A 22,892-nucleotide genomic window follows, 5' to 3' on the forward strand; every position below is an offset into this window, starting at 1 on the left:
TTTGGAAAGGTTGGTCGATTAACAAGAGGGAAAAATGTAACAATTACTGGAGAATCAGGGAATTGGTATCAAATTTCATTTGATAATACATCAGGATTTGTAAGTAAGGATTTTGTGAAGATTGGTGTAGATGCAAGTAATAAAGAAACTCCTAATCAAGTTTCTAAAACAAGCAATTACAAGATAAATACAACAACGCTGAATGTACGTGAGAGTGGAACGACTGCCTCAACGATTCTTGGTAAATTATATATGGGGGCGGTTGTAACTTCTACGGCAGAAGTGAATGGATGGTTAGAAATTTCATTTAATGGACGAAAAGGGTTTATTAGTAAAGATTTTGCCATTCAAACAAATGAGTCACCAAAACAAGGGAATGTAACGTCTGGAAATAATGGACAAACAGGAACTGGACAAGTGTCAGAACCCGTAAGTCGAAATAAACAACAGATGTTAGAATTCTCCAAGAAATTCTTAGGAATGAAATATGTATGGGGTGGTTCTAATCCAAGTGTAGGTGGAATGGATTGTAGTGGATTCATTTACTATGTATTGAATCAATCAGGATTTAGTATTGGTAGAACGAATGTAACTGGATATTGGAGCTCTAATAGATTCACACAAGTTGCAACACCTCAAGCGGGTGATATTGTATTCTTCCAAGGCACATACAAAGCAGGCCCTTCTCATATTGGAATCATGTTAAATGACCATGAGTTTATCAATGCGAAAGAACCAACAATCGCAATTTCAGATATCAATAGTCCATATTGGAAGAAACATCTATTAGGATTCAAGCGATTCTAATTTTATAGATTAATAGAATCCCTTACGTAGGAGTAGGGGATTTTTTATTTGCATGAAGATACAGAAGATGATTAACAGTTGTTTTATAAATGATATTGTGTTCAACAAGGAGCGTTATAAGTAAAATCTAAATAATATACAATAATAAATATGTTTCAAATTATAGGAGGGATGCCACTATGAAGGTACATAAAACAGGAACTTTTTTATCTATATTAATGCCCACTGCGTTAACTATGCTCATTATTAATTTTTTATATGAATTGATTCCAACGCCCTTAGAAGGATTGCCTATTTTCTTTCCATTAATTGTTTGTCCCATTGGATTTATTTTAGCCTATATTTCCAATAAAAACGGAGGAAGTAGATGGACGAAGTTCGGGATGGTATTAAATTCTGTTTTGTTTTGCACACCATTTATATGGATGATAGGAGGGACTTTACTTTTTGGAGCTTAAACGCTTTTATACAACTTTTACATTCTCTGAATATAAAAGACCTATTGCAATAAGCAATAGGTTTTTTTATTGTGGTTATTTTGGGTTATTAAGTAACAGGTGAGCTTCATCAAGTAAGATAATACTTCTTACCAATGAAACATCTTCTTTTTTTATTGGGCAAGTTCTTGTTTGACCTTCAATGTTTGCAAATACAAGATATCTATCTGAGTGTTCTTCTGTTAGAGGAACAATAAAGAATTCTTCGTTTATTCTATTTTTATACCAACAATCAGATGATGGAACTGTACAAGCATGAACTCTTACTCGTTGTAATCCATGAATTAGATTTTTTAAGTAGGTAACCTCATCAATTAATTTGGGGATATCATCCATACACTCTACTGCTTTTTCATAGGCTTTATCCCAAGGGTTCTCTGATTCTCCATGTTGAAAACATTGTTGGTATGCTGTATATCTATCTGCCATATCTTGAATTGATTTTGTGTTTAACATTTTTCTTCATCCTTTACTTTTTTTATTTATAAGAGGTTAGTAGTTCGGGATTTTCATAAGCAGTTCCCAAACACTCAATTTCATATTCACCGCTTTTGACGAATAGTGATAGTAAATTGCAATCATATGAATGACCTTTTACATCAAATGCAGGATACTTATCACCACCCCATTCAATTACCATAGGTTTAGACCAAGGGTTCCATTCACCTTTGTATCGAAAACGAATAATATCTCCTGCAAACAATTCTTGAGGGGTACGGTTAATATCTGTCACCGTAGTGGCATATTGACCTACAGATTCCATTTCAACAATGACAGGACTACATTCAGTGTAGAGAGTGATGTTATCAGTTATACCTTTCTCTGCTTTGAATTTATCAGTGTAATTGTTAATGTAATATCCAAATCCGAAATGCCATTGATTTGTTTCCGTGCTAAATCCTTTAAACTTTGGTTCTTTCATTATGAAATCTCCTTACTGTTTTCTAAATTAAAGCTATCTAAGTAGTCCAAAATTAAGATAGGACTTACATCTGATAGGATATATGGATTGAAAATTTTCTTTAATTGGTCATTGTACTGCTTTACCATTTTTGCAATATGTACTTCAGGACAACAAGGGCAATTTTTTTTGCTACAATAGCGAAAGTCATTTTGAACACGAGTAATCTCTAAGATTAATTCTAAAAGAACGATTCTCATTTCTTTTTTATCATCTTCTTTGTATTCTGCTAAAAATCCATTTTGATACACTTGGATAATTCCTTCTAATGCTAATTTTGATTTGTCCATGATTGTTCCTCGTTTCTATTGAAATGGTATGTCTCTTTCAGCTTCAACGCATGTCACTTCAGTATCTGTACCTGTTCCTTTACACCAAGAACAAGTCTCTGGTGGTTCATACCAAGTTTCAACATGAGGATATATTCCTTTTGATATCCATCCATGCCAAACACCTGAACCGTTACAGTTGAAGCAAATACAAGGTTTTATATATAAGTTCCCTTTTTTGTTATATCCTGTTGCTTTCAAAATAGCTCGTATTCTTTTTGATTTCATAGCTGTCCACCTTTATAAAGCACGTTTTGCTCTTAGGAATTTCCATCCAATTATTACTACTTTATCTGCATTAAGGTCTTTAGTTATCATTTCGGCGATTTTGTAAAAATCTTTTTCATCACTCATCTTTTTCCTATTGTGAACTGTTACATTCAAATATTCAGTCTTGTTTTTATAAAAAGCCTTAATACTGAATAAGTATTCGAACTTTCGAGGTCTCATTATGTATTGCACTTCCTTCATCATTATTTATAATTACATTTTACTATAGTCAATGAATGATGTAAAATATTTTTTACTTAATATAATACATTAATTGACTATAGTTTATGAAAGATGATACTATAAAGGAATAAAGAACGTAGTTAGGAGCGGATATAATGAATCTTTTATATAAAATAATCGGAACAAATTCTGAACGTAAAGTGAAGAAAGTAACAAAACAAATCAAAAGTATTGTTGCATTAGAAGATGAAATGAAATCCTTGTCAGATGAAGAATTGCAGGGGAAAACAGCAGAGTTTAAAAAGCGTCTCCAAAAGGGAGAAACGGTTGACGACCTATTGCCAGAAGCATTTGCTGTATGTCGTGAGGCTTCCAGTCGAGTGTTAGGAATGAGGCATTACGAGGTTCAATTAATTGGTGGCATTATCTTACATGAAGGAAATGTAGCAGAAATGAAGACAGGTGAAGGGAAGACATTGGTTGCCACACTACCTGTTTATTTGAATGCTCTTAGTGGTGAAGGAGTACATGTTGTAACAGTAAATGATTACTTAGCAACACGAGATTTAGGTATTATGAAGCCACTATATGATTTCTTACAACTAAGTAGTTCTGTAATTACAGGTGAATTAACAATGGAAGAAAAGCGAGAAGCTTACCATTCAGACATTACCTATATTACCAATTCAGAACTTGGATTTGATTATTTACGAGACAATATGGTGAAGAGAAAAGTAGATAAGATGCAAAGACCTCTACATTTCTGTATTGTCGATGAAGTGGATAGCATTCTATTAGATGAAGCACGTACACCGCTTATCATTTCAGGACCAGGCGAAGAACCTTCTCAATGGTATGCAATTGTAGATATGTTTGTCCGTTCTTTACATGAGGATGACTATACAGTAGATGAAAAGATTCGAGTTGTTATGTTGACTGATAGCGGTATGGAAAAAGCAGAAAAGATGTTCCGTATGAAAAACTATGCGGATTTAGAGAATACTACAATTCGTCATCATGTAGACCAATCGCTACAAGCTCACTACTTCTTTAAAAGAGATAAAGATTACTTAGTGAAAGATGGAGAGGTCTTTATTATTGATGAGCATACAGGACGTGTGTCAGAAGGAAGACGATATTCGAATGGATTACACCAAGCGATGGAAGCAAAAGAAGGTGTTCGAATTCAAGAAGAAAATAAGACATTAGCTTCTATTACCTATCAAAACTTCTTTTTACTATATAAGCGATTATCAGGTATGACAGGTACAGCAGAAACGGAAGAAGTTGAATTTCGTGAAACATATGGTTTAGAGGTTGTTGTCATTCCTACAAATCAGCCTGTGCAACGAAAAGATAAGCAAGATAAGTTGTATTTTACAGAGAAAGCAAAATTTATTGCTATTGTGGAAGATATTAAAAAATCACACGCAAAGGGACAGCCTGTATTAGTTGGTACTTCGACAATTGAAAAATCAGAGGAATTATCAGACTTATTAACAAAAGAGGGAATCCCACATCAAGTTTTAAATGCAAAGTTTCATGATATTGAAGCTGAAATCATTATGAATGCAGGACAAAAAGGAGCAGTTACAATTGCTACTAACATGGCAGGTCGTGGTACAGATATTAAGTTAGGTGAAGGTGTTACAGAGGTTGGTGGCTTAAAAGTTATTGGTTCTGAACGTCATGATAATAGACGAATTGATAACCAGTTAAGAGGTCGTTCTGGTCGTCAGGGTGATAAAGGGATTAGTCGTTTCTATGTTTCTTTTGAAGATGATTTAATGCGAGTATTTGCATCAGATAAAATTAAGGAAATGATTTCACTTATGCCTAAAGATGATAATGATGCAGTGGAAAATAAATTCCTTACAAAAGCGATTGGTAAGTGCCAACGAAATTTAGAAGCAATGCATTATGATGCTCGTAAGGAAACGATGAAATACGATTCTATTATTAACGAACAACGAAAAGTCATTTATCAGCAAAGGGACGATGTATTAGAACCAAACTTTGATATCGTAGGACAGTTAGAAAGTATGGCCAGAGATGCCTTTGAATCAGTAATTGCTGAAAAACTACACAAGTATGAAGAATTTGGACAAGATGAAGATTTACAACCTGCATTGGAAGAAATGAAACGTACTTTAGAAATGAAATATTCAATGGTTGGTGTAGTAAATGTGGATGATTCATTACAGAAGGATATTGAAGAAATCAAAGAATCTGTATTACAGAATTGTATGGATGCCTTTGAAGTGAAAAAAGAGCTTGTGGTTCAAAATGAAATTCAAGAACAAATGAAGCAAATTCTATTAGAAATCGTGGATAAAAATTGGATTCATCATATTGATTCTTTAACAGATTTGAAACAAGATGTTAAATTAGCAGTGTACAATCAGAAGAAACCAATAGAAGAATTCCTGTTTGCAAGTAGTAAATTATTCAATGAATTAGGAGAAAAAATCCAAGTTGAAATGGTACAAGCTCTTATGAGAATTCGCTTTGTAGAGGAAGAAATCATTGAAAATGTGAAGGAAATAGCATAAATAAGGAAAGGGAGCTCAAAAAGAGCTCCTTTTTGCATAAAAAATATTTTACTTAAAAGTATATATGTTATATACTATAGTCAATAATAAAATGGAGTGGTGGATATGGTATATGCAAAAAATAGGAACAGTGATGTTGTAGGGCATTTAACTCCTTCAAGTTTCGGATACAGTGTTCATTATAAAACATTTAAAAACGGTGAGTATACACGTTGCAAAACATTAGGTATGTCAGTAAAAGAATTGATAGAGAATTGGATTATCATCGAAAACTATAAATACCTGTATGAAATAGTAAAAGGGTTTAAGAAAAATGAAAGAATTCGTGTATGGTATAAAGCCGATGAGAGTAATTACATTGATAGCATTAACTGTGTATTTACAGGCGAACTTAGAAAGAGTGGATTTATCTCACGAGATGGGGAAGTTTGGTCAGAAACCAAGGATAATCGAAATATGATTCGAAATCATGAGATGGTTGTAGACCTCAATGGTATTGAGAAATCGTTTAGCTTAATGGCTTATGTTGTGTATGCTGAAAGTTTAGATAATGTACCAAGTATGATTCCTTTAGACGTGAACGTAAATGATGGTGCCAAAGCGAAGTTACCTGATATTGATTCGGATTTTGCCAAAGTAGATGCAAATAAGGTGATTACATATATAAAAGAAAAATATCCAGTATCAGTATGATTACGAAATGTGAATGTGGGGGGAAGCTTGGACTCTCGTTTTTCAAGGACAACTCTTCTTCGATGGCTTATCAGCTAATCGCTAATAAAACAATATGTACTGTATGTGATAAAGAGACAAAAATCTCATCAATAACAATAGATGAAGCATATTTTAAAGATTTTGTATTTTTAACAAAAGGGAGTTGATGACATGAATTATTCTGACATTATCAAGGAATTGGGTAATATGAAAGACAAATATCATACCGATTTAGGTACATTAAATTTACATGAAAAGCAGTTCGCAGAAAATGAAAGTCTTTTAGAGAGTTTAAAGGGGAAACAAGAACATCATGCGATGATGAAAGAGTTGTTAGAAAGGGCATCAAAAGAAGCAAGAGAGAACGGAAAAGAGATTCTTTCGCAAACAGCCACATCATCCTTGCAAATGGTTATGGGTGACAATCTTTCAGTAGATATTCAGTTAGATAGTGCTCGTGGTGTTCCCGTTGCAGACGTATTAGTAAAAGCACAGTATCCAAATGAAGTAGTGGAAACAGACCCTGCTCAAGAAGATGGTGGGGGAAGAGCGGATATTGTCTCATTAGCTACTTTTGCATCAGTCAATTTACTTGTGGGAGACAATAATAAAGCAGGATTCTTCTTAGATGAGCCTACCAAATATGTTTCCAAAGAGCCATCAGAGAATACAGCCCATCTTATTAGGGAGTTAGTTGACTATACAGGAAGGCAAACATTCCTCGTGTCGCATGAGGATACGTATATGCCTCTTGTGTCTGACAGTGTATTTCGTATGGAGTTAGATGAAAACGGAACAACAATAGCAGAGAAGATAGATTAATCTTCCTGCTTCCTTTAAGAAAAATAGAATTAAAAGTAGCGTAAGACACGACAAATAGAAAAGGAGAGGTTTTAACGTGGCAAATAGAGGATTTGTAATGGGGAAAACCACAGTACGAGAAGTTTACATTGTTTCACAAGATAAGCCATTTATTCAAAATGAATATTTAATGATTAATGATGAATTACATGGGGATTTACCTGTTGAAGTTTTAAATACAACTACAGTTCCATTTTTATCAGAGTCTATCATGCCTGAAGGATTTGCATTGGATATTGTAAAAGGGTTATCAAAAGAGATTGTAAATGATAGAAAGACTCACATTGCAAGAGTAAAAGTTTTGAAGACTTTAACAAAACCAGTAACGCCAAATGAAATTGTTCGAGATACCACATTTAAGGAAATGGAGAAAATATTAATTCATGCAAAAACATCAGATGCTTTAACTTTAGGAGTTATCTTAGGTACAGAAGAAATGCAATCCAATTTACCGCAAGAATTAACAAATATTTCGCCTCTGTGGAAGGGCGGTGGAGCCGTTCATCAAGAGGGTGTTCCTTTTGTGTTGAACTATCGCAAATTCCGAGAATATCCCCATATTGGTGTATTTGGAACATCAGGTTCAGGTAAAACATTTGGATTACGAGTAATTGAAGAGGAGATTCAAAAGATTCGTATTCCAGGTGTAGCATTTGACCCTCATAATGAAATGAATTTTGTGGAACCAATGGATGGATTAAATGGTTTAGATAGTAATCTTGTTCATGATTTTCAAGATAGAAACCAAATTTTTTATATTGGAAGAGATGTGGGGATTAATTTCCATGAATTAAAATTGGATGAACTGATGAGTCTATTTGATTTCGTGGGAGAATTGACAGAACCACAACGAGGGGCATTAGAAGTTTTATATGAAAAAGGAGATACGTTAGCACATTTGAAAAACAAAGTTATCAATTTAAAAGTAGCTTTTGAAGTACATGAAAACCCCAAGCCAAGTACTAAATTTGGAAAACAAACATCACCTGAAGATGAATTAACAGATGAGCAAGTGTTACTTTACACAAGAAATAAAAATAGGGTTTCAGGAAGTAAAACCTTACAAGCATTATCTTGGAAATTGGATGCTTTAGAATCTACAAATATTTTTGTAGGCGATGTTGATGGTGTAGAATCTGCGATGAAGCAAGGGAAAATTGCAGTGATTCGAGGAGATATGTTACGACAACAAATGGTAGCTTCATATATTCTAAAAAAACTCTATAAAAAACGTAGAGACTATCAAGATTATCAAGAACATGGTGGAGAGAGACCTGAGTTCTTTCCAATGTTTTTCGTTATTGTTGATGAAGCACATAACTTTGCACCACGTCATTCTTCACCTACGAAAAAGGTGTTGAAAAAGATTGCACAAGAAGCTCGTAAATATGGTGTGTTTGAGATTTTCTGTACACAAAAACCAGATGCTTTAGACCCGACAATTGTGGCACAGTTGAATACAAAATTTATCTATCGTTTAAATACAGCAGACGATATGGAAATGGTTCGAAAAGAAACGAATTTGACAGAAGATGAAATGAAACGTTTACCAGAGTTACCATCAGGTCATTGTTTTGTCTCCTCTGCAACATTACCTAAAACATTTGCGGTTCGATTCCGTACAACCTTTACAAAATCACCACATATGCTTGACCCATTTGACGAGTTTCATATGTTTATCGAGGATATGGAAAAGAATGATTTAAGTAAAGTATTAAAAGAGTTTTTACCTATTAAAATGGGGAAACTTCCAAAAATTCATGAAGATATTAACGAAAGAGCAGGAAGAAATGTATCAATGGTTGATATTGCTAACGAATTAACTAAGATGACTCGTTTAGGTATTGTAGTAGAGAAAAAAACATCATTTGGAAGTGAATATATGGAGAAAAAGGTAGGGTAAAATCCTGCCTTTCTCTTTTGTAATTCAAATAAAAGTTACCTTCATAACTTTTAGTAAAAAACGCTTCATATTACTATAATAAAGAGATTATAAGAAACAGGTATTTTTATAAATTGTATAAAAAGGAGAGAATGAAAATGAAAAAGGTACATGTAGCAGTGGTAGGAGCAAAGAATTTGGATTATGTTAGAGTGGGTACAAAGGTAGAATTGATAAAAGACCCAAATCATCCAAAAGATAAATTAGCAGTAAAATGTGTAGATTCAAGAGGTAATAAATTAGGTCACGTATTAGGAAACATTCTTTCATTACATACAGGCATATCAAATAAAGAATTACATGCTAAAATGACTAATGACAGTATAGAAGGAACGATAGAATTTCACCCATCTTTTGACTTAAGTAATGGGATAAAAAAGATTGGTTTAACAATAGGTGTGATGATAGATGAGGAGAATGAAGAAGGAGTTGTAGATAAAGATATGAGTCATTCTGTTAAAATATTGGAACGTGAGGTAATTGTAAAAGGAGCCCTTCGACAATATACAGGGAAAGCAAAAGTGATGAAAGCCTTTCAACAAGGTGATACAACGTTAGTCTCATTTAAAAAAGTGGCAGATAAAATCACTACGTTATTTCAAGGTGAGCCCGCAGGTGAAGTAAACCTGAGTAGTAATGATGAATCAGTTCAATCTTTAAAGAAAGGATTGCAAGTGTTAAATGAAGTAGTGGGTAAAGTAATAGATATCAAACCAACTACATATACAGTTTCTTTTAAAATTGATGAGTCTATTGTTAATCAAGTAGCTGAAACAGACGATATAAATACACTCCAAGATATAAAAGAAGAAGTAATGAATAGAGTTGGAATAGAAAAAGAGGAGTTAGAAGCAATTGAATCATATCTTCGAAGTAATGATGTTTCTGAAAAGCATATTGCTCTTACTTTTGAAACATATAGAAAGTATGAAGAGGATGTGGTAAACCGTATTCCTAAAAAACCTGAGACTTTATTCAAAGATACATTTGGAGCAGTAAAAAAAGCTGTTGTGTATACAAATAAAGGAAAACATTTACGTTTAGAAGGAGAAAAAGGTACAGGAAAGAACGTGTTTGTTCGAACTTTAGCGTGGATTTATCAAAGACCATTGTTTGAAGTGTCTTTAAATAGCCAATTCGATAAGATGGATTTACTTGGTTCTAAGTCTTTTGAACAAGGAACAAATGAAGACGGAAAACCATTTTCAAATGTGATTTTTGAGAAAGAAGCATTTGTAGAAGCAATGGAAATTGGAGCTTTTATAAACTTAGATGAGGTGAATACTGTTGACCCATCTGTGTTAGTGCAAATTCACTCAGCAGTTGATGACCGTGGAGCTATGCAAGTGCCTGGATATGGTTGGGTAGAAGCAGGGCAAAACTTTGGTGTCATGCTAACAATGAATAAAGATTACATAGGAACCAATCCTTTGAACGAGGCGACTATGGATAGATTTACACCAATTTTATTCCCATCTAATAAAAGCATTATTGAAACGTTACGAGTACGTGTTCCATCTGCAACGTTAATTGATATTCAAGATGCGGATAAGATTTATAAAAATATTTTTGCAATGGTAGAAGGTGGTCAAATCTCAAAAAATTGCTTAACAATTCGAGGGTTTATTTCTGCATTAGAAGTAGCAGAGGATTTAGGATTGAAAGAAGCAATCATTGATAATGTGGCAAACCGAATTGAAGATGAGGACTATAGATATTACGTGATGAATGTAATTGATAATGAACTTGCATAAAAAGAAAACGGAGTGATTTCCGTCACTCCGTCTTCAACAGGTATTCAAAAAATCAATTAAAAAGGAGATATTTTTCGTTATGATACAACATAGTAACAAAACAAAAAACATCATAGATTATTTTAACAGAAAATCAATTTATAATCAACTCAACATGGTTATTTTCAATTTATTAGGAAGAACAGATATTCCATTTAGTTTAAATGTTGGGGGAAGTAGTTATACCGATTTTAAGAAAATCGTGGTGGGACTTCCTGAAATTTTTGTAGAGAAATCATTTTCATATGAAGAGATTTTTTCAGCATTAAAGGCTCTAACAGGACATGAAGCAGAGCATATAAAATCCTCTGACTACAGGGTTCTAAAAATGTTCTTAAAAGATGGTTCTGAGTATTTAAATGAAAAATTTCAAATCCATCAAAATCATGGGATGAAAATTGCGAAACATGTACTAAACTCGGTAGAGGATGGTCGTATCGAAAAACGCTTGTGCAATAGAAAAAAAGGATATAAAAAACATATTCAATTCTTAAATGCTACTCTTTGGAAAGAACAGCCTATAAGAAAAGAAAATGAATTACAAGATTTTTTATATTCAATTACAAGCTATTCTGTAACAGGTCTATTCCCAAAAGATTTTGAGGTACATTATAAAAATACAAGAATGGAAAAAGAATTAAATAAGATAAAAACAATGACGATTAAAGGCATCAATGAATCTACGGCACAAGGTTGTGCAAATAGATGCATGAGAATTATTGAAATCACAGCTCCTTATCTTGCAGAGTTGTTAAAGGATGAAGGGAATCAAATGTCTGTAGATGACATGTCAGATTACACACAATATACTTGTGAAAATCCTGATACAACATCATCTGAAAATCCAGGAAATGCAATTTCAGTTCATTTTAAATCCGAGGAAGAAAATAAGGATGATTCTTCTCAAGAACAGGAACAAAATGAGGGGGCTGGTAATGGTATTTTAGGTGATATGAAGGGAGAAGAAGGCGACCAAAAACAAGAAGAGCGTTTAGGTGAAGCTAACTCAACAAGTGAAAGTAATGAGGATTCTACGGAAGGTGAAGATTCTACTGAAAATGAAGAAACACAAGAAGGAACAGAAGAGGAATCCGATGTAAACAATACAAGTAAACAAGATGATTCTACAGAAGATTCAAATGAATCTAAATCAAATTCAATTTCAGATAATAGTATTGTAGAAAATATCATTGAAAATGTACGAAAGGATGCAATGAAAGATGCTGAGTTTGCTTTAAAAAATGCAAAAAAGGAAGAGGATAAGCAAAAGGAAGAATCTAAGAAAAAAGCCAAGATAGATAAAGGTGTGACAAAAAAAGAAGTAAATGATGTACAGGAGGCATATAGTGATAATAAATACGGAAAACAAAAGCCAACACTTACTATATCTCCCATCACAAAGAGAAATAGAGAGTTAACGGAAGATATAAAAAGAGATGGAAAACGATTTAGAAAAGAAATAGAGGAAATATTTAAAAATAAAAAAACATATGATTCCAGACATAGAAGAAAAGGAATACTTGATACGTCTTCGATTTGGAAAGTGGGGACAAAAGATTACAATGTATTCTTGAAAAAAGGACAACCACAAACAACGGACTATGTAGCATACATGTTAGTTGATGGTTCAGGTTCTATGATGGATAGGGTGGATGAGAACAATAATAAAGTATCTTGTTCTCAAAAGGCTTGTGCAGTAATTGAAGAAGGGATAAAAGGTTTTATTCCCTTTAAATCAACTATCTTTCGAGCAAGTGGAAGAAATGTAATGCATACAACTGTAAGTGAGTTTTCTAATGATAGTAAATTCAATGAATCATGGAATGCGTATTTCGAAGCTAATGGTGGAAATATGGATGGATTTTCTATTCGTATCGCTATTAAGGAGTTACTACAACGTCCAGAAAGAAATCGTTTATTAGTGATTCTTTCAGATGGTCTACCATCTGCTTACCCATCGCAAAAGTTAGGACAAGCAGATGTAAAAGATGCTGTGAAAGAAGCGAGGAAAAATGGCATAAAGGTTGTATCTATTTGTTTCGGAAGCAAAAGACATAGAGAAGAAACGATAGATGTATATAATGATATGTATCAAAAATCGGTAATTTCTTGTGACCCATCAGATATTAACAAAGAATTAACAAGAGTTTTAAAAAGAGAAATTACAAGGTAATAAGTAGAAGAGTCGTATGGAAGTTATCCATCGGCTCTTTTTTCTTTTATCTGAAGTCTTCTTTCTTCTTTACTTTTTGACTATAGTTAATGTAAAATAAATCTATATTAACTATAGTCAACGTAAATTTAGGAGAGGAGAGAGTAATGTGCAAGTTGTATTTCCTAATTTAAGCATTGAAAAAGGAACTATCGTTGAACTGCATCTCGAAGGAGATAAAGTTGCGGTAAAAAAGAATAAAGATGATAATTTTGAACTTATCTGTACATTGCCTCTAAATAAATTTGAAAAGAACAATCGAAACTTATTCGAACGCAGACAAATGTTTAGAGCAGTTGTAAATGGAAATGTGTTAGATGTTGTACGTTATGTCAGCCTTCATGGACATACAGGATATTCTTTATTGGATGGTGCAACAAAAATTCATGAAATGGTTGCAAAAACGGAGTGGGCAAGTGCGATTACTGACCACGGTGTTATGTACGGGACGTTAGATTTCTATAAAAAAATGAAAAAAGCAAATAAAAAACCGATATTAGGTTTTGAAGCATATATTGAAAATTTAGATGGCAAAAAAGAAGGTAAACATCAGTTGTTACTTGCGATTAATGCAACGGGTTATCGTAACCTTGTTAAGTTAACAAGTATGGGATTTGAGAATAAGTATTATAAACCTCATGTAAAACTGGAATGGTTAGAAAAATATAGTGAAGGTGTTGTCTCAACAAGCTCATGTTTAGGGGGGCTTGTCCCTCAAGCGATTATTAAGGGAGACATGGATTTAGCTCGTAAAACAGTACAAAAAATGATTGATATTTTTGGTAAGGAAAATTACTACATTGAAATCCAAAGACATGGTTGTGAAGAGGAAGAAGTTGTAAATCCTGCGTTGCTTCAATTGGCTGAAGAATTTGGTTTAAAAGCAATTGCGACTTCAGATAGCCATTATACAGAAATTGAGGACGCTTCTGTACATGAAATCCTGTTATGTATTGGAACGAAAACAACAATGGATGACCCAAACCGTATGGTCTTTCCAGGGAGTGGTTATCACATTCACACTTCTGAAGAAATGGAAGGTTTGTTTTGGGATATGCCAGAGTTACTTGATAATACACTTGACCTTGCAGAAAGAATCAACATTGACATTCAACTTGGAGAAATATATCTACCTGAATTCCCTCTACCAGAAGGATTCGAATCGCAAGCGGATTACTTTGAACATTTAGCATGGGAAGGATTTGCGAAACGATTTAAAGGGCAGAAAGAATTTAAAAGTAAAGAATATCGAGAACGATTAACCTTTGAGATTGAAACAATTAAAACTATGGGGTTCCCAGGTTATTTCGTTATTGTATGGGACTTTATTCGATTTGCAAAAGAGAGAGGTATTTTAGTAGGACCTGGTCGTGGTTCTGCTTGTGGTTCTTTAGTTGCATATGCTTTAGATATTACGGATATTGACCCAATTCCATATGGACTTATTTTTGAACGATTCTTAAACCCTGACCGAATTTCAATGCCAGATATTGATATTGATTTCGAGGATACAAGACGTGAAGAAGTAATTGATTATGTGAAAGAATTATATGGAGAAGAAGCAGTTTCTCGAATTATTACATTTGGTACATTGGCCGCAAAAGTATCTGTTAGAGATGTAGCTCGTGTATTAGATAAACCATTAGGAAATATGATTGCAAATGCCATCCCTGAAAAACCAGGTATGACATTAAACAAAGCATTGAATGAGAGTCCAGAATTCTATAATATGTATCATTCTGATGCAGAGGTAAAAGAAATTGTTGATATTGCTCTTCGTATTGAAGGTTTACCTCGTAACGTATCACAACATGCTTGCGGTGTCATAATCGCCCCAAGTGCCGTAACAGACCATATTCCTCAGGTTCTATTAGAGAACACAGATACAGGAGCCTATGAGCATACAACTCAGTATAACAAAGATGAATGTGAAGAGATGGGCTTGCTAAAAATGGACTTCTTAGGTCTTCGTACAATGGGTGTTATGGGACGAGCCTTTATTGATATTAATAAGAAACGAAAAGAGTTAGGATTAGAACCTATTACACTTGAAAGTATTCCACTCGATGATATACGAGTCTATGAATACATTGCAAAAGGTAATACGGCAGGGGTATTCCAATTAGAGAGTGCAGGAATGACAAACTTCATGATGGAGTTATTCCAAGATGCACATACATTAGATGCTGAAATGGGGAAACAATTGTTTGAACGTTTAATTGCAGGGATTTCGTTGTACCGCCCAGGTCCTTTAGATGAAATTCCGAATTACATTAAAAACATGTTAAAGCCTGAAGGAATTGAATATGATGTTCCTCAGTTGCAACCTATTTTAGAAACGACTTACAACATCATCGTATATCAAGAGCAATGTATGTTTATCGTTCGTGAATTAGCAAACTTTACACGAGGACAATCAGATACCATTCGAAAAGGGATGGCAAAGAAAGTAGAAGCCCTTTTAAATGAGTATGGTGAATACTTTGTACACGGTTCAGAGGAAAAAGGAATTACAGGTTGTGTTGCAAATGGAATTGATGAACATATTGCAATTGCCTTATGGGAACGAATGAAGAAATTTGGACGTTACGCATTCAATAAATCTCACGCAACAGGTTATGCGAATATTGCAATTAAAACAGGTTTCTTAGCATATTACTATCCAACAGAATATATGTGTGCTACTTTAAATTCATTTATCACAATGTCAGATAAAATCAAAGCATACATGGCTGTGAGTAAACGACAAAAGATTGATGTCTTACCACCAGATGTAAATAAATCAAGAGAAGTATTTACGGTTGAAGGGAATTCTATTCGATTTGGCTTACAAGGTATTCGAAATATGGGTAAAATATCAATTCGTTTAATTGAGGAACGAGATACAAGAGGAGACTTCCGTAATTTCCAAGATTGTGCGGTTCGAATGGCAAAATATCAAAAAGTGGATAGAAGAGTATTAGAGGCATTAATCTTCTCAGGTGCAGTCGATAGCTTTGAAGGTACACGTAATTCGAAATTAATGATGTTAGATGCTTTACTATTGGTAGCTTCACAAGAACGAAAAGACTATCAATCAGGACAATTGTCTATCTTTGATATTCCGTTATTAAGCCAAGATAAAATCAGAGAGGTATTAACTCCTACATTAACAGAGTTTAACATTGATTTTAAATTGGAAAAGGAAAAAGAGTTTGCAGGGTTTTATATTTCAGCACATCCTCTTGATTCGTATGAAACATTGTTAGCTGAAGAAGAATTTTGTGAGATTGGGTTCTTACAAGATACAGATGAAAAAGATGAAGCAGATAGAGTTCGTTCTTATAAAAAATCTATTCGTGTTGCAGGTATTATTACGGAAATCGAAACGTACTACACGAAAAAAGACAATAAACCTCTTAATGTATTTAAATTAGAAGATACAACAGGGGAGATTAAGTGTGTTGCATTCTCTAACGTATTAGAGCAAAGTGCAGGTCTGTTACATGAAGGTAGTATCATTGCGGTTGAAGGCAAATTTGAAGAGGATGACCGAGGCACACAAATCATGGTAAAACGAGTGATTGATATCCATGATGTTGGTAATGATGGAAATCCAAAAGAGATTGTTCTTTCAGGCTCTCGTAATGTGAATACTGCTCGAAATCAATTTGTTCAAGTGCGAGATTATTTAAAGAAATATGAGTCAGAAGATAGTACAGTGCCTGTTTATTTCATATTTGGGGGTAAGACGTACAAAGTAAACTTCACTCATTTCAATTTAACAATGATTACGAAGATGCAAGAAATTGTAGGGAAGCAAAATTGCCGAGTGAACTATTAAAGAGAGGGAGATAATTCTCTCTTTCTTTTTATCAAAAGGAGATATAACAGATGAAAATCATGCAAAAGTTAAAAGCGAAAGCATTACATCGAATGACTATCAGTAAATTAATTTATTTAGAAAAGGAATTTGTAGAAAATCGAGCTACGAAGTCAGATGAGCGTTTTTGGAAAGAATTATTAGAGGAATTAAGATGGCAATCAAAATTCATTAAAAGAGGAAACGAAAGCTTATCGTATTTCGAGAATGTATTTAAAGATTACCAAGAGAAATTCAGTAATAAAAATTAAATTATTTATCTATAAGGGAATTAAAATATAAAATTTAGAGGAGTGATAGAAATGAAGAAAAGTATTTTTGTAGTGGGTGATTTACATGGGTGTAAAGAGAATTTAGATGAAGTACTTAAGTCTTGGAATCGAGAAACAGAGCAACTTATTTTATTAGGTGATTTAATTGATAGGGGACCAGATAGTTTAGGGTGTATTTTAACTGCCATGAAATTACAAGAAGAGTATGGAGCTATTATTTTAAAAGGAAATCATGAAGCTATGTTTTTACAGTGGTTAAATATGCCATTTGAATATACGCAGTCTTACTTTAAGAATGGAGGGAGAGAAACCCTTGCAACACTTTTACCAAACTTTGAATTCGAAAATCTGACAGAATTGACAGGCTATATAAAGAGAGAATTTGCAAGAGAAGTAGAATTCCTTCAAAATCTTCCTCTTTATCATGAAACGGATAGTCATATTTTTGTACATGCAGGTGTTAATTTAATTCTTCCAGATTGGCGAGAATCAGGAGAACAAGATTTTTTATGGATTCGGGAACCATTTCATAAGAGAAAAAACAAAACTGGAAAAGTGATTGTTTTTGGTCATACGCCTACTCCGTATCTGCATCATGATGATGATAATTGTAATGTTTGGGTATCTCCATGCAAAACGAAAATTGGTATTGATGGTGGAGCGGTCTTTGGTGGTTATTTACATGCTCTTCGAATTAACGAATTGGAAACAGTAAGGTTTTCAGCTTAATCATATGGTGTAGAAGGGATAATCATATCTCTTCTGCATATTAATAACAGGATGTTTCTATGATTCATAAATGGATATAAAAAAGGAGAATTAGAAATGAAATGGTTAGTACAAGAGTTTCTAAATTATAATCCCAATACGATTCGAATTATAAATGCATTGGAAAAGTGTTCTATAGAGTATTTGATTGTAAGAGTAGACAAAGATAATTCATTAACAGTGATTGATAAGGAAAGTAAAATACCAAGAGATGATTCTGATAGAGTATTAAATAATTTTATTTGTAATGAACAAGTAATGGTATATGGTTCTAAAACCCTTGCAAATATAGCGAAAGAAATGAATTTGGAGCCTGGTTCTTTTATGAATGACCAATTTGAATTTGAAGTATTTCAGCAAGTATTGGGAGATGAACTGTTAAACAAAGATTTTATTGTAGGTGATTTATGGGAGCTAAATCCGATAGATGAGGAGTTCTTTATTCGACCTACAGGGAATACAAAGTTATTTACAGGTCAAACGGTGACAAGAGAAGAATTTTTGGCATGGCAGAAACGAGAATGTAAGGAGGATAGTCCTTATCTTGGTCAAAAATTAATGGTTTCTCCTATACAAGAAATACAAGCTGAATATCGTTTCTTTGTCATCAATCAGAACATCGTGACAAGTTCTTGTTATAAAGAAAATAAAGTCATGAGCACTGTCCGTAAACCTTCTGATGAATTACTTTCCTACACAATGAAAATGATTAACCAATTCCCATTAGCAAATGCATTTGTAATTGATATTGCAGAGACAAATAATGGATTTAAAGTTGTTGAGTACAACAATATTAATACTTCAGGTTTGTATGCTTGTGATGAAATTTTGCTTGTACAAGCTATAAATGAAATGACAAACTAAGCTTTATTTTGATATAAAGTAGATGATAGGAGATACACAAATGAACCATTCAGAAGTTGTGAAGATAACTCAAGTTAAGCAAGTATTAGATAGATTCTTTGTGGTCGGGGATATTCATGGATGTTTATTAGAATTTACAACCTTGTTAAAAAAGTGGGATAGAGATACACATAGACTGATACAATTAGGTGATTTGCTCGATAGAGGAAAGAAATCAAAATCAACATTGATTTTAGCTATGTACTTGAAGAAACAATATGATGCTATTTTTTTAAAAGGTAACCATGAAGAATTGTTTTTGAATTTTATAGATGACCCTGTAAATGAGGGGGAATTTTACTTGAATCAAGGTGGAAATGCTACAATAGATTCGTTTTTAGGAGAAAAGGCATCTATTAGACATATGCCTGAACATCTTGCAAACTTAATGAAAGAGAAATATCCAGAGGTCATTCAGTTTATAAGAGACATGCCTTATTTTTATGAAACAGAATATTTTATATTTGTACATGCAGGAGTGAATCTTGCGTTATCCGATTGGAAAAACACATCCGAAAAGGATTTTAGTTGGATTCGAAAACCATTTCATTATGGTATAAATGAAACAGGAAAAATAATTGTATTTGGTCATACTATTACAAGAGTATTAAATGAAGATAAGTCCAATGATGTTTGGATTTCTCCATGTAAGACAAAGATTGGAATTGATGGGGGAGCGGTCTTTGATGGTCAACTGAATGGATTAGTTATTGACGGGAATACATATAAGACGATTTCAGTCTAAAAGGGGAAGAAGTTGTATTAAAAAGCACCTAATAATAGGTGCTTTTATTTTTTATCACTTCCATTTGAAATAAGAATATCTTTTTAAAAATGAAGTGGTATTTCTTTCTTTTTGATTATTCCTTGTTTTCTTGTAATTGTAATCTTTTACCATGGTTTTAATTTTGTCCTTTTGGTCTTGAGGTATATGTTTTTGTGAAAACTTGTCATTATTATGTATGATTTGCAATTGTGAAAGCATGTATATGATTTCTTGCAATTTGTAGTCAGGGTAAAGAAATTTATATTGTATTTTATATATTTTAATCATACAGAACAGAACAAATAAAAGTAGTACCACCCAAAAAATAGTTCCTATGTTATGAATTGCTTCATTTAGGGTAACTTCTTTAAAGTATACTTGATTGTTAAATGCGGTCCAAATGGGAATTAAAAATACAATAGTAGTGTTAAAGTATGAACCCAAAATCGAAAAAGGTTTATTCTTTTGTCGATTTTCAAGTTTTTGTTGGAATAAAGAAATAATCATTTCAATTGTTTCCTTGTTTTCTTTTGTATTTTTATTTTCAGCATCTATGAATTTAGTTTCAACTAAATATTCTTTTAATAAATATAAACGAAAAAGTTCCCACTCTGAACTACGTAGTTTTATTTTATAAAATCTCCTGGTAAAATTTATTGCAGGAAGATTAATTAATAAACTTAGTGACATAACAGCTACTATTAATGAAATAAAGAAAGATATAGATATTAATAGAAACTCTTGGTTATTATGAATAATATAGGGGGCTGGAATTAGTACAGAAAGAAAAATTATTATAACTGCAATGATGATGTTAATGAGAATATGTTTGTATACTAATGCATAATTACTTAGATTTTGTTTGTAAAATTTTATTAATAATGTTTCAATCAACAGTGTTCCTCCTAAACATTTTAAGATGATTTGTTAATGTGATTATATCATTTCATTATAAGACTTAGTTGGGATGCATAAAGAAATTATATTGTTTTAGTGAGTGATAAGGAAGTACTGAATACATAAAAATACCTAAAGACAAATAAGGTGTTTTTTATGTATTCATATTGTTTATATGTCGGATTTTACTTTTAAATTTTTAGTTAGTGTTGTAGTCTTTAAACTTACTTGATTTTTCATAGGAATAACAGTAAAGGTTGATTTTATTGTATTTGTATCCTTATTGAAAGGGGCTGTAATTAAACTGTTGCCTTTGGTACTAATCACAATAAGGTCTTCTTCACCCTGAGTAACAATTGAATATTCTTCTTGTTTTTTTGCTGTATCAAAGCCTAACCTATATGAGCCAATTCCTAAAAATATAAAAGCACTGAGAATAAAAAAGGCTTTGTAAGGTCTAATTGGTGTTAGAAGAAATTGTAATATAGATTGGACTTTAGGTGAGAAGAATTGATAAAAAACTATACAATTTGTAACAAATGCCCATGCCAATATATATATGTTATGGAACTTGTCTATATTAAAAATCCAAGATATAAAAATAGGTACAAATAAAAGTGTAATAACAAAAGCAATTGTTATACTTTTTACTCCACCTTTTCTGAGGAAAAATTCAGGTGCTAAGAATATGTATCTAACAACAACATAAGCTACTGTTAGGGGGAATAGATAACGAAATGATACTAAAAAGAAATGAACAAAATCACTTGTATCAATTGTTAATAAGGAGTAATCATTTAATTGATAATAATGATGATATCCTGATTTAAACAGGGCTGTAAACGAATAAGTTAGTGCTGTTAACAACAACACAATAAGGGTTGCTTGACTTACAATCTTAAAGAATTCATTATTACTTTTTGCTTCATTGTTGTTGATTTTTGTAGAGGCAGAATCAGGTGTTTCTTGTACTTGTTGAGTGTTTTGTGATTTATTATTTTGTTTCTGCTTAGTTCTATTTTTATTAGCCAAAATAAAACCTCCTATATTCATTAATTTCGGATATTATTATATCAAATAAATACAATTTACATGGTAAATGTAACCAAAATGTAAAATAGTAGGGACTATCATGCTTTAACATTTATGAATATAAAAAAGAGATGCATCCTTATAGATACACCTCTTACTCGTCATCATCTTCATCTGATTTCTTTTCATTTGCATAAGCAGGTTTGTGCCATCCAAATAAAAATACTAATGAAATTGTCATAATTAATCCAATTCCAATTGATATGAATGTGTTTAGTTCTGTGATTTTAACAAAGAAAAATGCAATCATTGCTGTAGGGATAGAGATTCCTACTAATGTAGTAATGAAAACTACAAAATATTCCTTCATAGTCATTTCTTTATATTCAACTGTCTTTTCTCCAACAGTTCCTTTTATTGTTTTTGGTTTTGCCATCGCAATGCTCATCCTCTCTTAAATAAATGTCTGCTGTATCATAATAAGAAAGGAAGAACATTATTATTAAATTCTATTGCGAGCACGTTTTATTCGCCAGAGTATCTATTCACTGTGATTGAGTAATGGTGTATTTTAATATCTTCAGCAATAAAACCTCGTCTTTGAGCACCTTTCAGCGTCTCATACATAGCTTGACGACCTGGTGGATTGTCAGTGTGAATATAAATTTTCTCAACAAATAAATTGTGTAAGCAGAAATATTTCACGAAATCATAACCAGTAGGGAGTAGTTTCCCATTCTCATCTTCTCCTAAGTCGTGGTCAAGTGAAAGAATTTGAACATCATAGTTTGTAAGGAGTTCAATTGCTTTCTCCATATTTCTTGCAATTGTAAATCCTTTGGGACAGTCTCTTTTATCGTCTAAATATACATTAATTTTTTCTTTAGTCATTTTATTTCAATCCTTTATGCATTGTATTATTTTATTTCTGGTTGAACATAGAATTTGCAACAATCCATTGCGTGTTTACTGTACTTGTGTTTTGTTGCTAATTCTTTTACTTTATCTTGAGCATCTTTCAAAGTAAGTCCAGATTCTACAGTGTGAAAAGTAGGTAGTACATGGCAGTAATGAATCACTTCATAAGTCATCTAAATCCATCCTTTCCTTATATAATCTAACACATAGAAAAATGAGGCCAATTAATATTGGTCTCATTGCATGTGTCGATTTGGGTCAATTGTTTGGATTGATGCACTTTTTCCTTGGGCGTATTCGATTGTATGGTAAGTACCTCCATTTGGGATTCCATTCCAAACTGCAAGTAAATA

The 22,892-nt window shown here is 32.8% G+C and carries 23 protein-coding genes; 13 read left to right on the forward strand and 10 right to left on the reverse strand.

What is annotated here, in order from left to right:
- Together MR160_RS25745 and MR160_RS25750 are read left to right on the forward strand one after the other, a co-directional pair.
- Positions 1-807 (forward strand): C40 family peptidase (locus MR160_RS25745; protein ID WP_242298384.1); only part of this gene is annotated, 807 nt, incomplete at its 5' end.
- Between the two features lie 179 nt (positions 808-986).
- Positions 987-1,265, forward strand: coding sequence for a hypothetical protein (locus MR160_RS25750; RefSeq protein ID WP_242298385.1), 279 nt, complete (start codon positions 987-989; stop codon positions 1,263-1,265).
- A gap of 75 nt (positions 1,266-1,340) precedes the next feature.
- Here the strand turns inward: MR160_RS25750 and MR160_RS25755 are convergent, their stop codons facing one another.
- The 5 genes from MR160_RS25755 to MR160_RS25775 are packed head-to-tail and all read right to left on the reverse strand — an operon-like array spanning position 1,341 to position 3,044.
- Positions 1,341-1,760, reverse strand: a complete 420-nt coding sequence (locus MR160_RS25755; RefSeq protein WP_098368952.1) for a hypothetical protein — start codon at positions 1,758-1,760, stop codon at positions 1,341-1,343.
- A 22-nt stretch (positions 1,761-1,782) separates the two neighbouring features.
- Positions 1,783-2,226 (reverse strand): YopX family protein, encoded by a 444-nt coding sequence (locus MR160_RS25760; protein WP_242298386.1) that lies wholly within the window; start codon positions 2,224-2,226, stop codon positions 1,783-1,785.
- Entirely contained in the window at positions 2,226-2,555 is a 330-nt protein-coding gene (locus MR160_RS25765; protein ID WP_242298387.1) for a hypothetical protein, read from the reverse strand. Before MR160_RS25765 ends, MR160_RS25760 begins: the two co-directional genes overlap by 1 nt.
- 15 nt (positions 2,556-2,570) lie before the next feature.
- Positions 2,571-2,822: a hypothetical protein gene (locus MR160_RS25770; RefSeq protein ID WP_242298388.1), complete on the reverse strand. Its 252-nt coding sequence runs from the start codon at positions 2,820-2,822 to the stop codon at positions 2,571-2,573.
- Between the two features lie 12 nt (positions 2,823-2,834).
- Positions 2,835-3,044: a hypothetical protein gene (locus tag MR160_RS25775; RefSeq protein ID WP_242298389.1), complete on the reverse strand. Its 210-nt coding sequence runs from the start codon at positions 3,042-3,044 to the stop codon at positions 2,835-2,837.
- Positions 3,045-3,202: 158 nt separating this feature from the next.
- Between MR160_RS25775 and secA the strand changes: the two genes are divergently transcribed.
- The 11 genes from secA (at position 3,203) to MR160_RS25830 (ending at position 19,671) form a co-directional block, all read left to right on the forward strand.
- Entirely contained in the window at positions 3,203-5,599 is a 2,397-nt protein-coding gene (gene secA / locus MR160_RS25780; RefSeq protein WP_242298393.1) for a preprotein translocase subunit SecA, read from the forward strand.
- Positions 5,600-5,704: 105 nt separating this feature from the next.
- Positions 5,705-6,292, forward strand: coding sequence for a hypothetical protein (locus MR160_RS25785; RefSeq protein ID WP_242298394.1), 588 nt, complete (start codon positions 5,705-5,707; stop codon positions 6,290-6,292).
- 192 nt (positions 6,293-6,484) lie between these two features.
- On the forward strand, positions 6,485-7,135 hold the full coding sequence (locus tag MR160_RS25790) for a chromosome partitioning protein ParA (RefSeq protein ID WP_242298395.1): 651 nt from the start codon (positions 6,485-6,487) through the stop codon (positions 7,133-7,135).
- Between the two features lie 76 nt (positions 7,136-7,211).
- Positions 7,212-9,077, forward strand: coding sequence for an ATP-binding protein (locus MR160_RS25795; protein ID WP_242298396.1), 1,866 nt, complete (start codon positions 7,212-7,214; stop codon positions 9,075-9,077).
- 137 nt (positions 9,078-9,214) lie between these two features.
- Entirely contained in the window at positions 9,215-10,870 is a 1,656-nt protein-coding gene (locus tag MR160_RS25800) for an AAA family ATPase (RefSeq protein WP_242298407.1), read from the forward strand.
- A 79-nt stretch (positions 10,871-10,949) separates the two neighbouring features.
- Positions 10,950-13,082: a hypothetical protein gene (locus MR160_RS25805; protein WP_242298410.1), complete on the forward strand. Its 2,133-nt coding sequence runs from the start codon at positions 10,950-10,952 to the stop codon at positions 13,080-13,082.
- Between the two features lie 148 nt (positions 13,083-13,230).
- Complete coding sequence (gene dnaE, locus MR160_RS25810; RefSeq protein ID WP_242298412.1) at positions 13,231-16,944, forward strand: DNA polymerase III subunit alpha; 3,714 nt, start codon at positions 13,231-13,233, stop codon at positions 16,942-16,944.
- Positions 16,945-16,994: 50 nt separating this feature from the next.
- Positions 16,995-17,234: a hypothetical protein gene (locus tag MR160_RS25815; protein WP_000700015.1), complete on the forward strand. Its 240-nt coding sequence runs from the start codon at positions 16,995-16,997 to the stop codon at positions 17,232-17,234.
- A gap of 51 nt (positions 17,235-17,285) precedes the next feature.
- Positions 17,286-17,984, forward strand: a complete 699-nt coding sequence (locus tag MR160_RS25820) for a metallophosphoesterase family protein (protein ID WP_242298414.1) — start codon at positions 17,286-17,288, stop codon at positions 17,982-17,984.
- Between the two features lie 96 nt (positions 17,985-18,080).
- Positions 18,081-18,887, forward strand: coding sequence for an ATP-grasp domain-containing protein (locus MR160_RS25825; RefSeq protein WP_242298415.1), 807 nt, complete (start codon positions 18,081-18,083; stop codon positions 18,885-18,887).
- Between the two features lie 40 nt (positions 18,888-18,927).
- Positions 18,928-19,671: a metallophosphoesterase gene (locus MR160_RS25830; RefSeq protein ID WP_242298416.1), complete on the forward strand. Its 744-nt coding sequence runs from the start codon at positions 18,928-18,930 to the stop codon at positions 19,669-19,671.
- Positions 19,672-19,725: 54 nt separating this feature from the next.
- Here MR160_RS25830 and MR160_RS25835 read toward each other — a convergent pair whose 3' ends face one another.
- The 5 genes from MR160_RS25835 to MR160_RS25855 all read right to left on the reverse strand — a co-directional run bounded on the left by MR160_RS25835 (position 19,726) and on the right by MR160_RS25855 (position 22,712).
- Positions 19,726-20,586 (reverse strand): hypothetical protein, encoded by an 861-nt coding sequence (locus MR160_RS25835; RefSeq protein ID WP_242298417.1) that lies wholly within the window; start codon positions 20,584-20,586, stop codon positions 19,726-19,728.
- 174 nt (positions 20,587-20,760) lie between these two features.
- The gene (locus MR160_RS25840) at positions 20,761-21,621 is read right to left on the reverse strand and encodes a hypothetical protein (protein WP_242298418.1); all 861 of its coding nucleotides are present in this window, start codon (positions 21,619-21,621) and stop codon (positions 20,761-20,763) included.
- Positions 21,622-21,775: 154 nt separating this feature from the next.
- Positions 21,776-22,057 (reverse strand): hypothetical protein, encoded by a 282-nt coding sequence (locus MR160_RS25845; protein ID WP_242298419.1) that lies wholly within the window; start codon positions 22,055-22,057, stop codon positions 21,776-21,778.
- Positions 22,058-22,146: 89 nt separating this feature from the next.
- Entirely contained in the window at positions 22,147-22,512 is a 366-nt protein-coding gene (locus tag MR160_RS25850; RefSeq protein ID WP_098615632.1) for a cyclic-phosphate processing receiver domain-containing protein, read from the reverse strand.
- A 26-nt stretch (positions 22,513-22,538) separates the two neighbouring features.
- A complete protein-coding gene (locus MR160_RS25855; RefSeq protein ID WP_176523841.1) occupies positions 22,539-22,712 on the reverse strand; it encodes a hypothetical protein in 174 nt (57 codons plus the stop codon).
- Positions 22,713-22,892 lie beyond the last annotated feature (180 nt).

This window comes from Bacillus cereus group sp. BfR-BA-01382 (genome assembly GCF_022663475.1).
Classification (GTDB): Bacteria; Bacillota; Bacilli; order Bacillales; family Bacillaceae_G; genus Bacillus_A; species Bacillus_A thuringiensis_S.

What these genes read in the sequence shown, in the direction of transcription:
- MR160_RS25815 (WP_000700015.1), top strand. Translation starts at nt 16,995, where the DNA reads ATGAAAATCATGCAAAAGTTAAAAGCGAAAGCATTACATCGAATGACT.
- MR160_RS25845 (WP_242298419.1), bottom strand. Translation starts at nt 22,057, where the DNA reads ATGGCAAAACCAAAAACAATAAAAGGAACTGTTGGAGAAAAGACAGTT.
- MR160_RS25765 (WP_242298387.1), bottom strand. Translation starts at nt 2,555, where the DNA reads ATGGACAAATCAAAATTAGCATTAGAAGGAATTATCCAAGTGTATCAA.
- MR160_RS25755 (WP_098368952.1), bottom strand. Translation starts at nt 1,760, where the DNA reads ATGTTAAACACAAAATCAATTCAAGATATGGCAGATAGATATACAGCA.
- MR160_RS25750 (WP_242298385.1), top strand. Translation starts at nt 987, where the DNA reads ATGAAGGTACATAAAACAGGAACTTTTTTATCTATATTAATGCCCACT.
- MR160_RS25800 (WP_242298407.1), top strand. Translation starts at nt 9,215, where the DNA reads ATGAAAAAGGTACATGTAGCAGTGGTAGGAGCAAAGAATTTGGATTAT.
- MR160_RS25820 (WP_242298414.1), top strand. Translation starts at nt 17,286, where the DNA reads ATGAAGAAAAGTATTTTTGTAGTGGGTGATTTACATGGGTGTAAAGAG.
- MR160_RS25770 (WP_242298388.1), bottom strand. Translation starts at nt 2,822, where the DNA reads ATGAAATCAAAAAGAATACGAGCTATTTTGAAAGCAACAGGATATAAC.
- MR160_RS25790 (WP_242298395.1), top strand. Translation starts at nt 6,485, where the DNA reads ATGAATTATTCTGACATTATCAAGGAATTGGGTAATATGAAAGACAAA.
- MR160_RS25830 (WP_242298416.1), top strand. Translation starts at nt 18,928, where the DNA reads ATGAACCATTCAGAAGTTGTGAAGATAACTCAAGTTAAGCAAGTATTA.
- MR160_RS25855 (WP_176523841.1), bottom strand. Translation starts at nt 22,712, where the DNA reads ATGACTTATGAAGTGATTCATTACTGCCATGTACTACCTACTTTTCAC.
- MR160_RS25785 (WP_242298394.1), top strand. Translation starts at nt 5,705, where the DNA reads ATGGTATATGCAAAAAATAGGAACAGTGATGTTGTAGGGCATTTAACT.
- MR160_RS25850 (WP_098615632.1), bottom strand. Translation starts at nt 22,512, where the DNA reads ATGACTAAAGAAAAAATTAATGTATATTTAGACGATAAAAGAGACTGT.
- MR160_RS25760 (WP_242298386.1), bottom strand. Translation starts at nt 2,226, where the DNA reads ATGAAAGAACCAAAGTTTAAAGGATTTAGCACGGAAACAAATCAATGG.
- MR160_RS25775 (WP_242298389.1), bottom strand. Translation starts at nt 3,044, where the DNA reads ATGAGACCTCGAAAGTTCGAATACTTATTCAGTATTAAGGCTTTTTAT.
- secA (WP_242298393.1), top strand. Translation starts at nt 3,203, where the DNA reads ATGAATCTTTTATATAAAATAATCGGAACAAATTCTGAACGTAAAGTG.
- MR160_RS25805 (WP_242298410.1), top strand. Translation starts at nt 10,950, where the DNA reads ATGATACAACATAGTAACAAAACAAAAAACATCATAGATTATTTTAAC.
- MR160_RS25825 (WP_242298415.1), top strand. Translation starts at nt 18,081, where the DNA reads ATGAAATGGTTAGTACAAGAGTTTCTAAATTATAATCCCAATACGATT.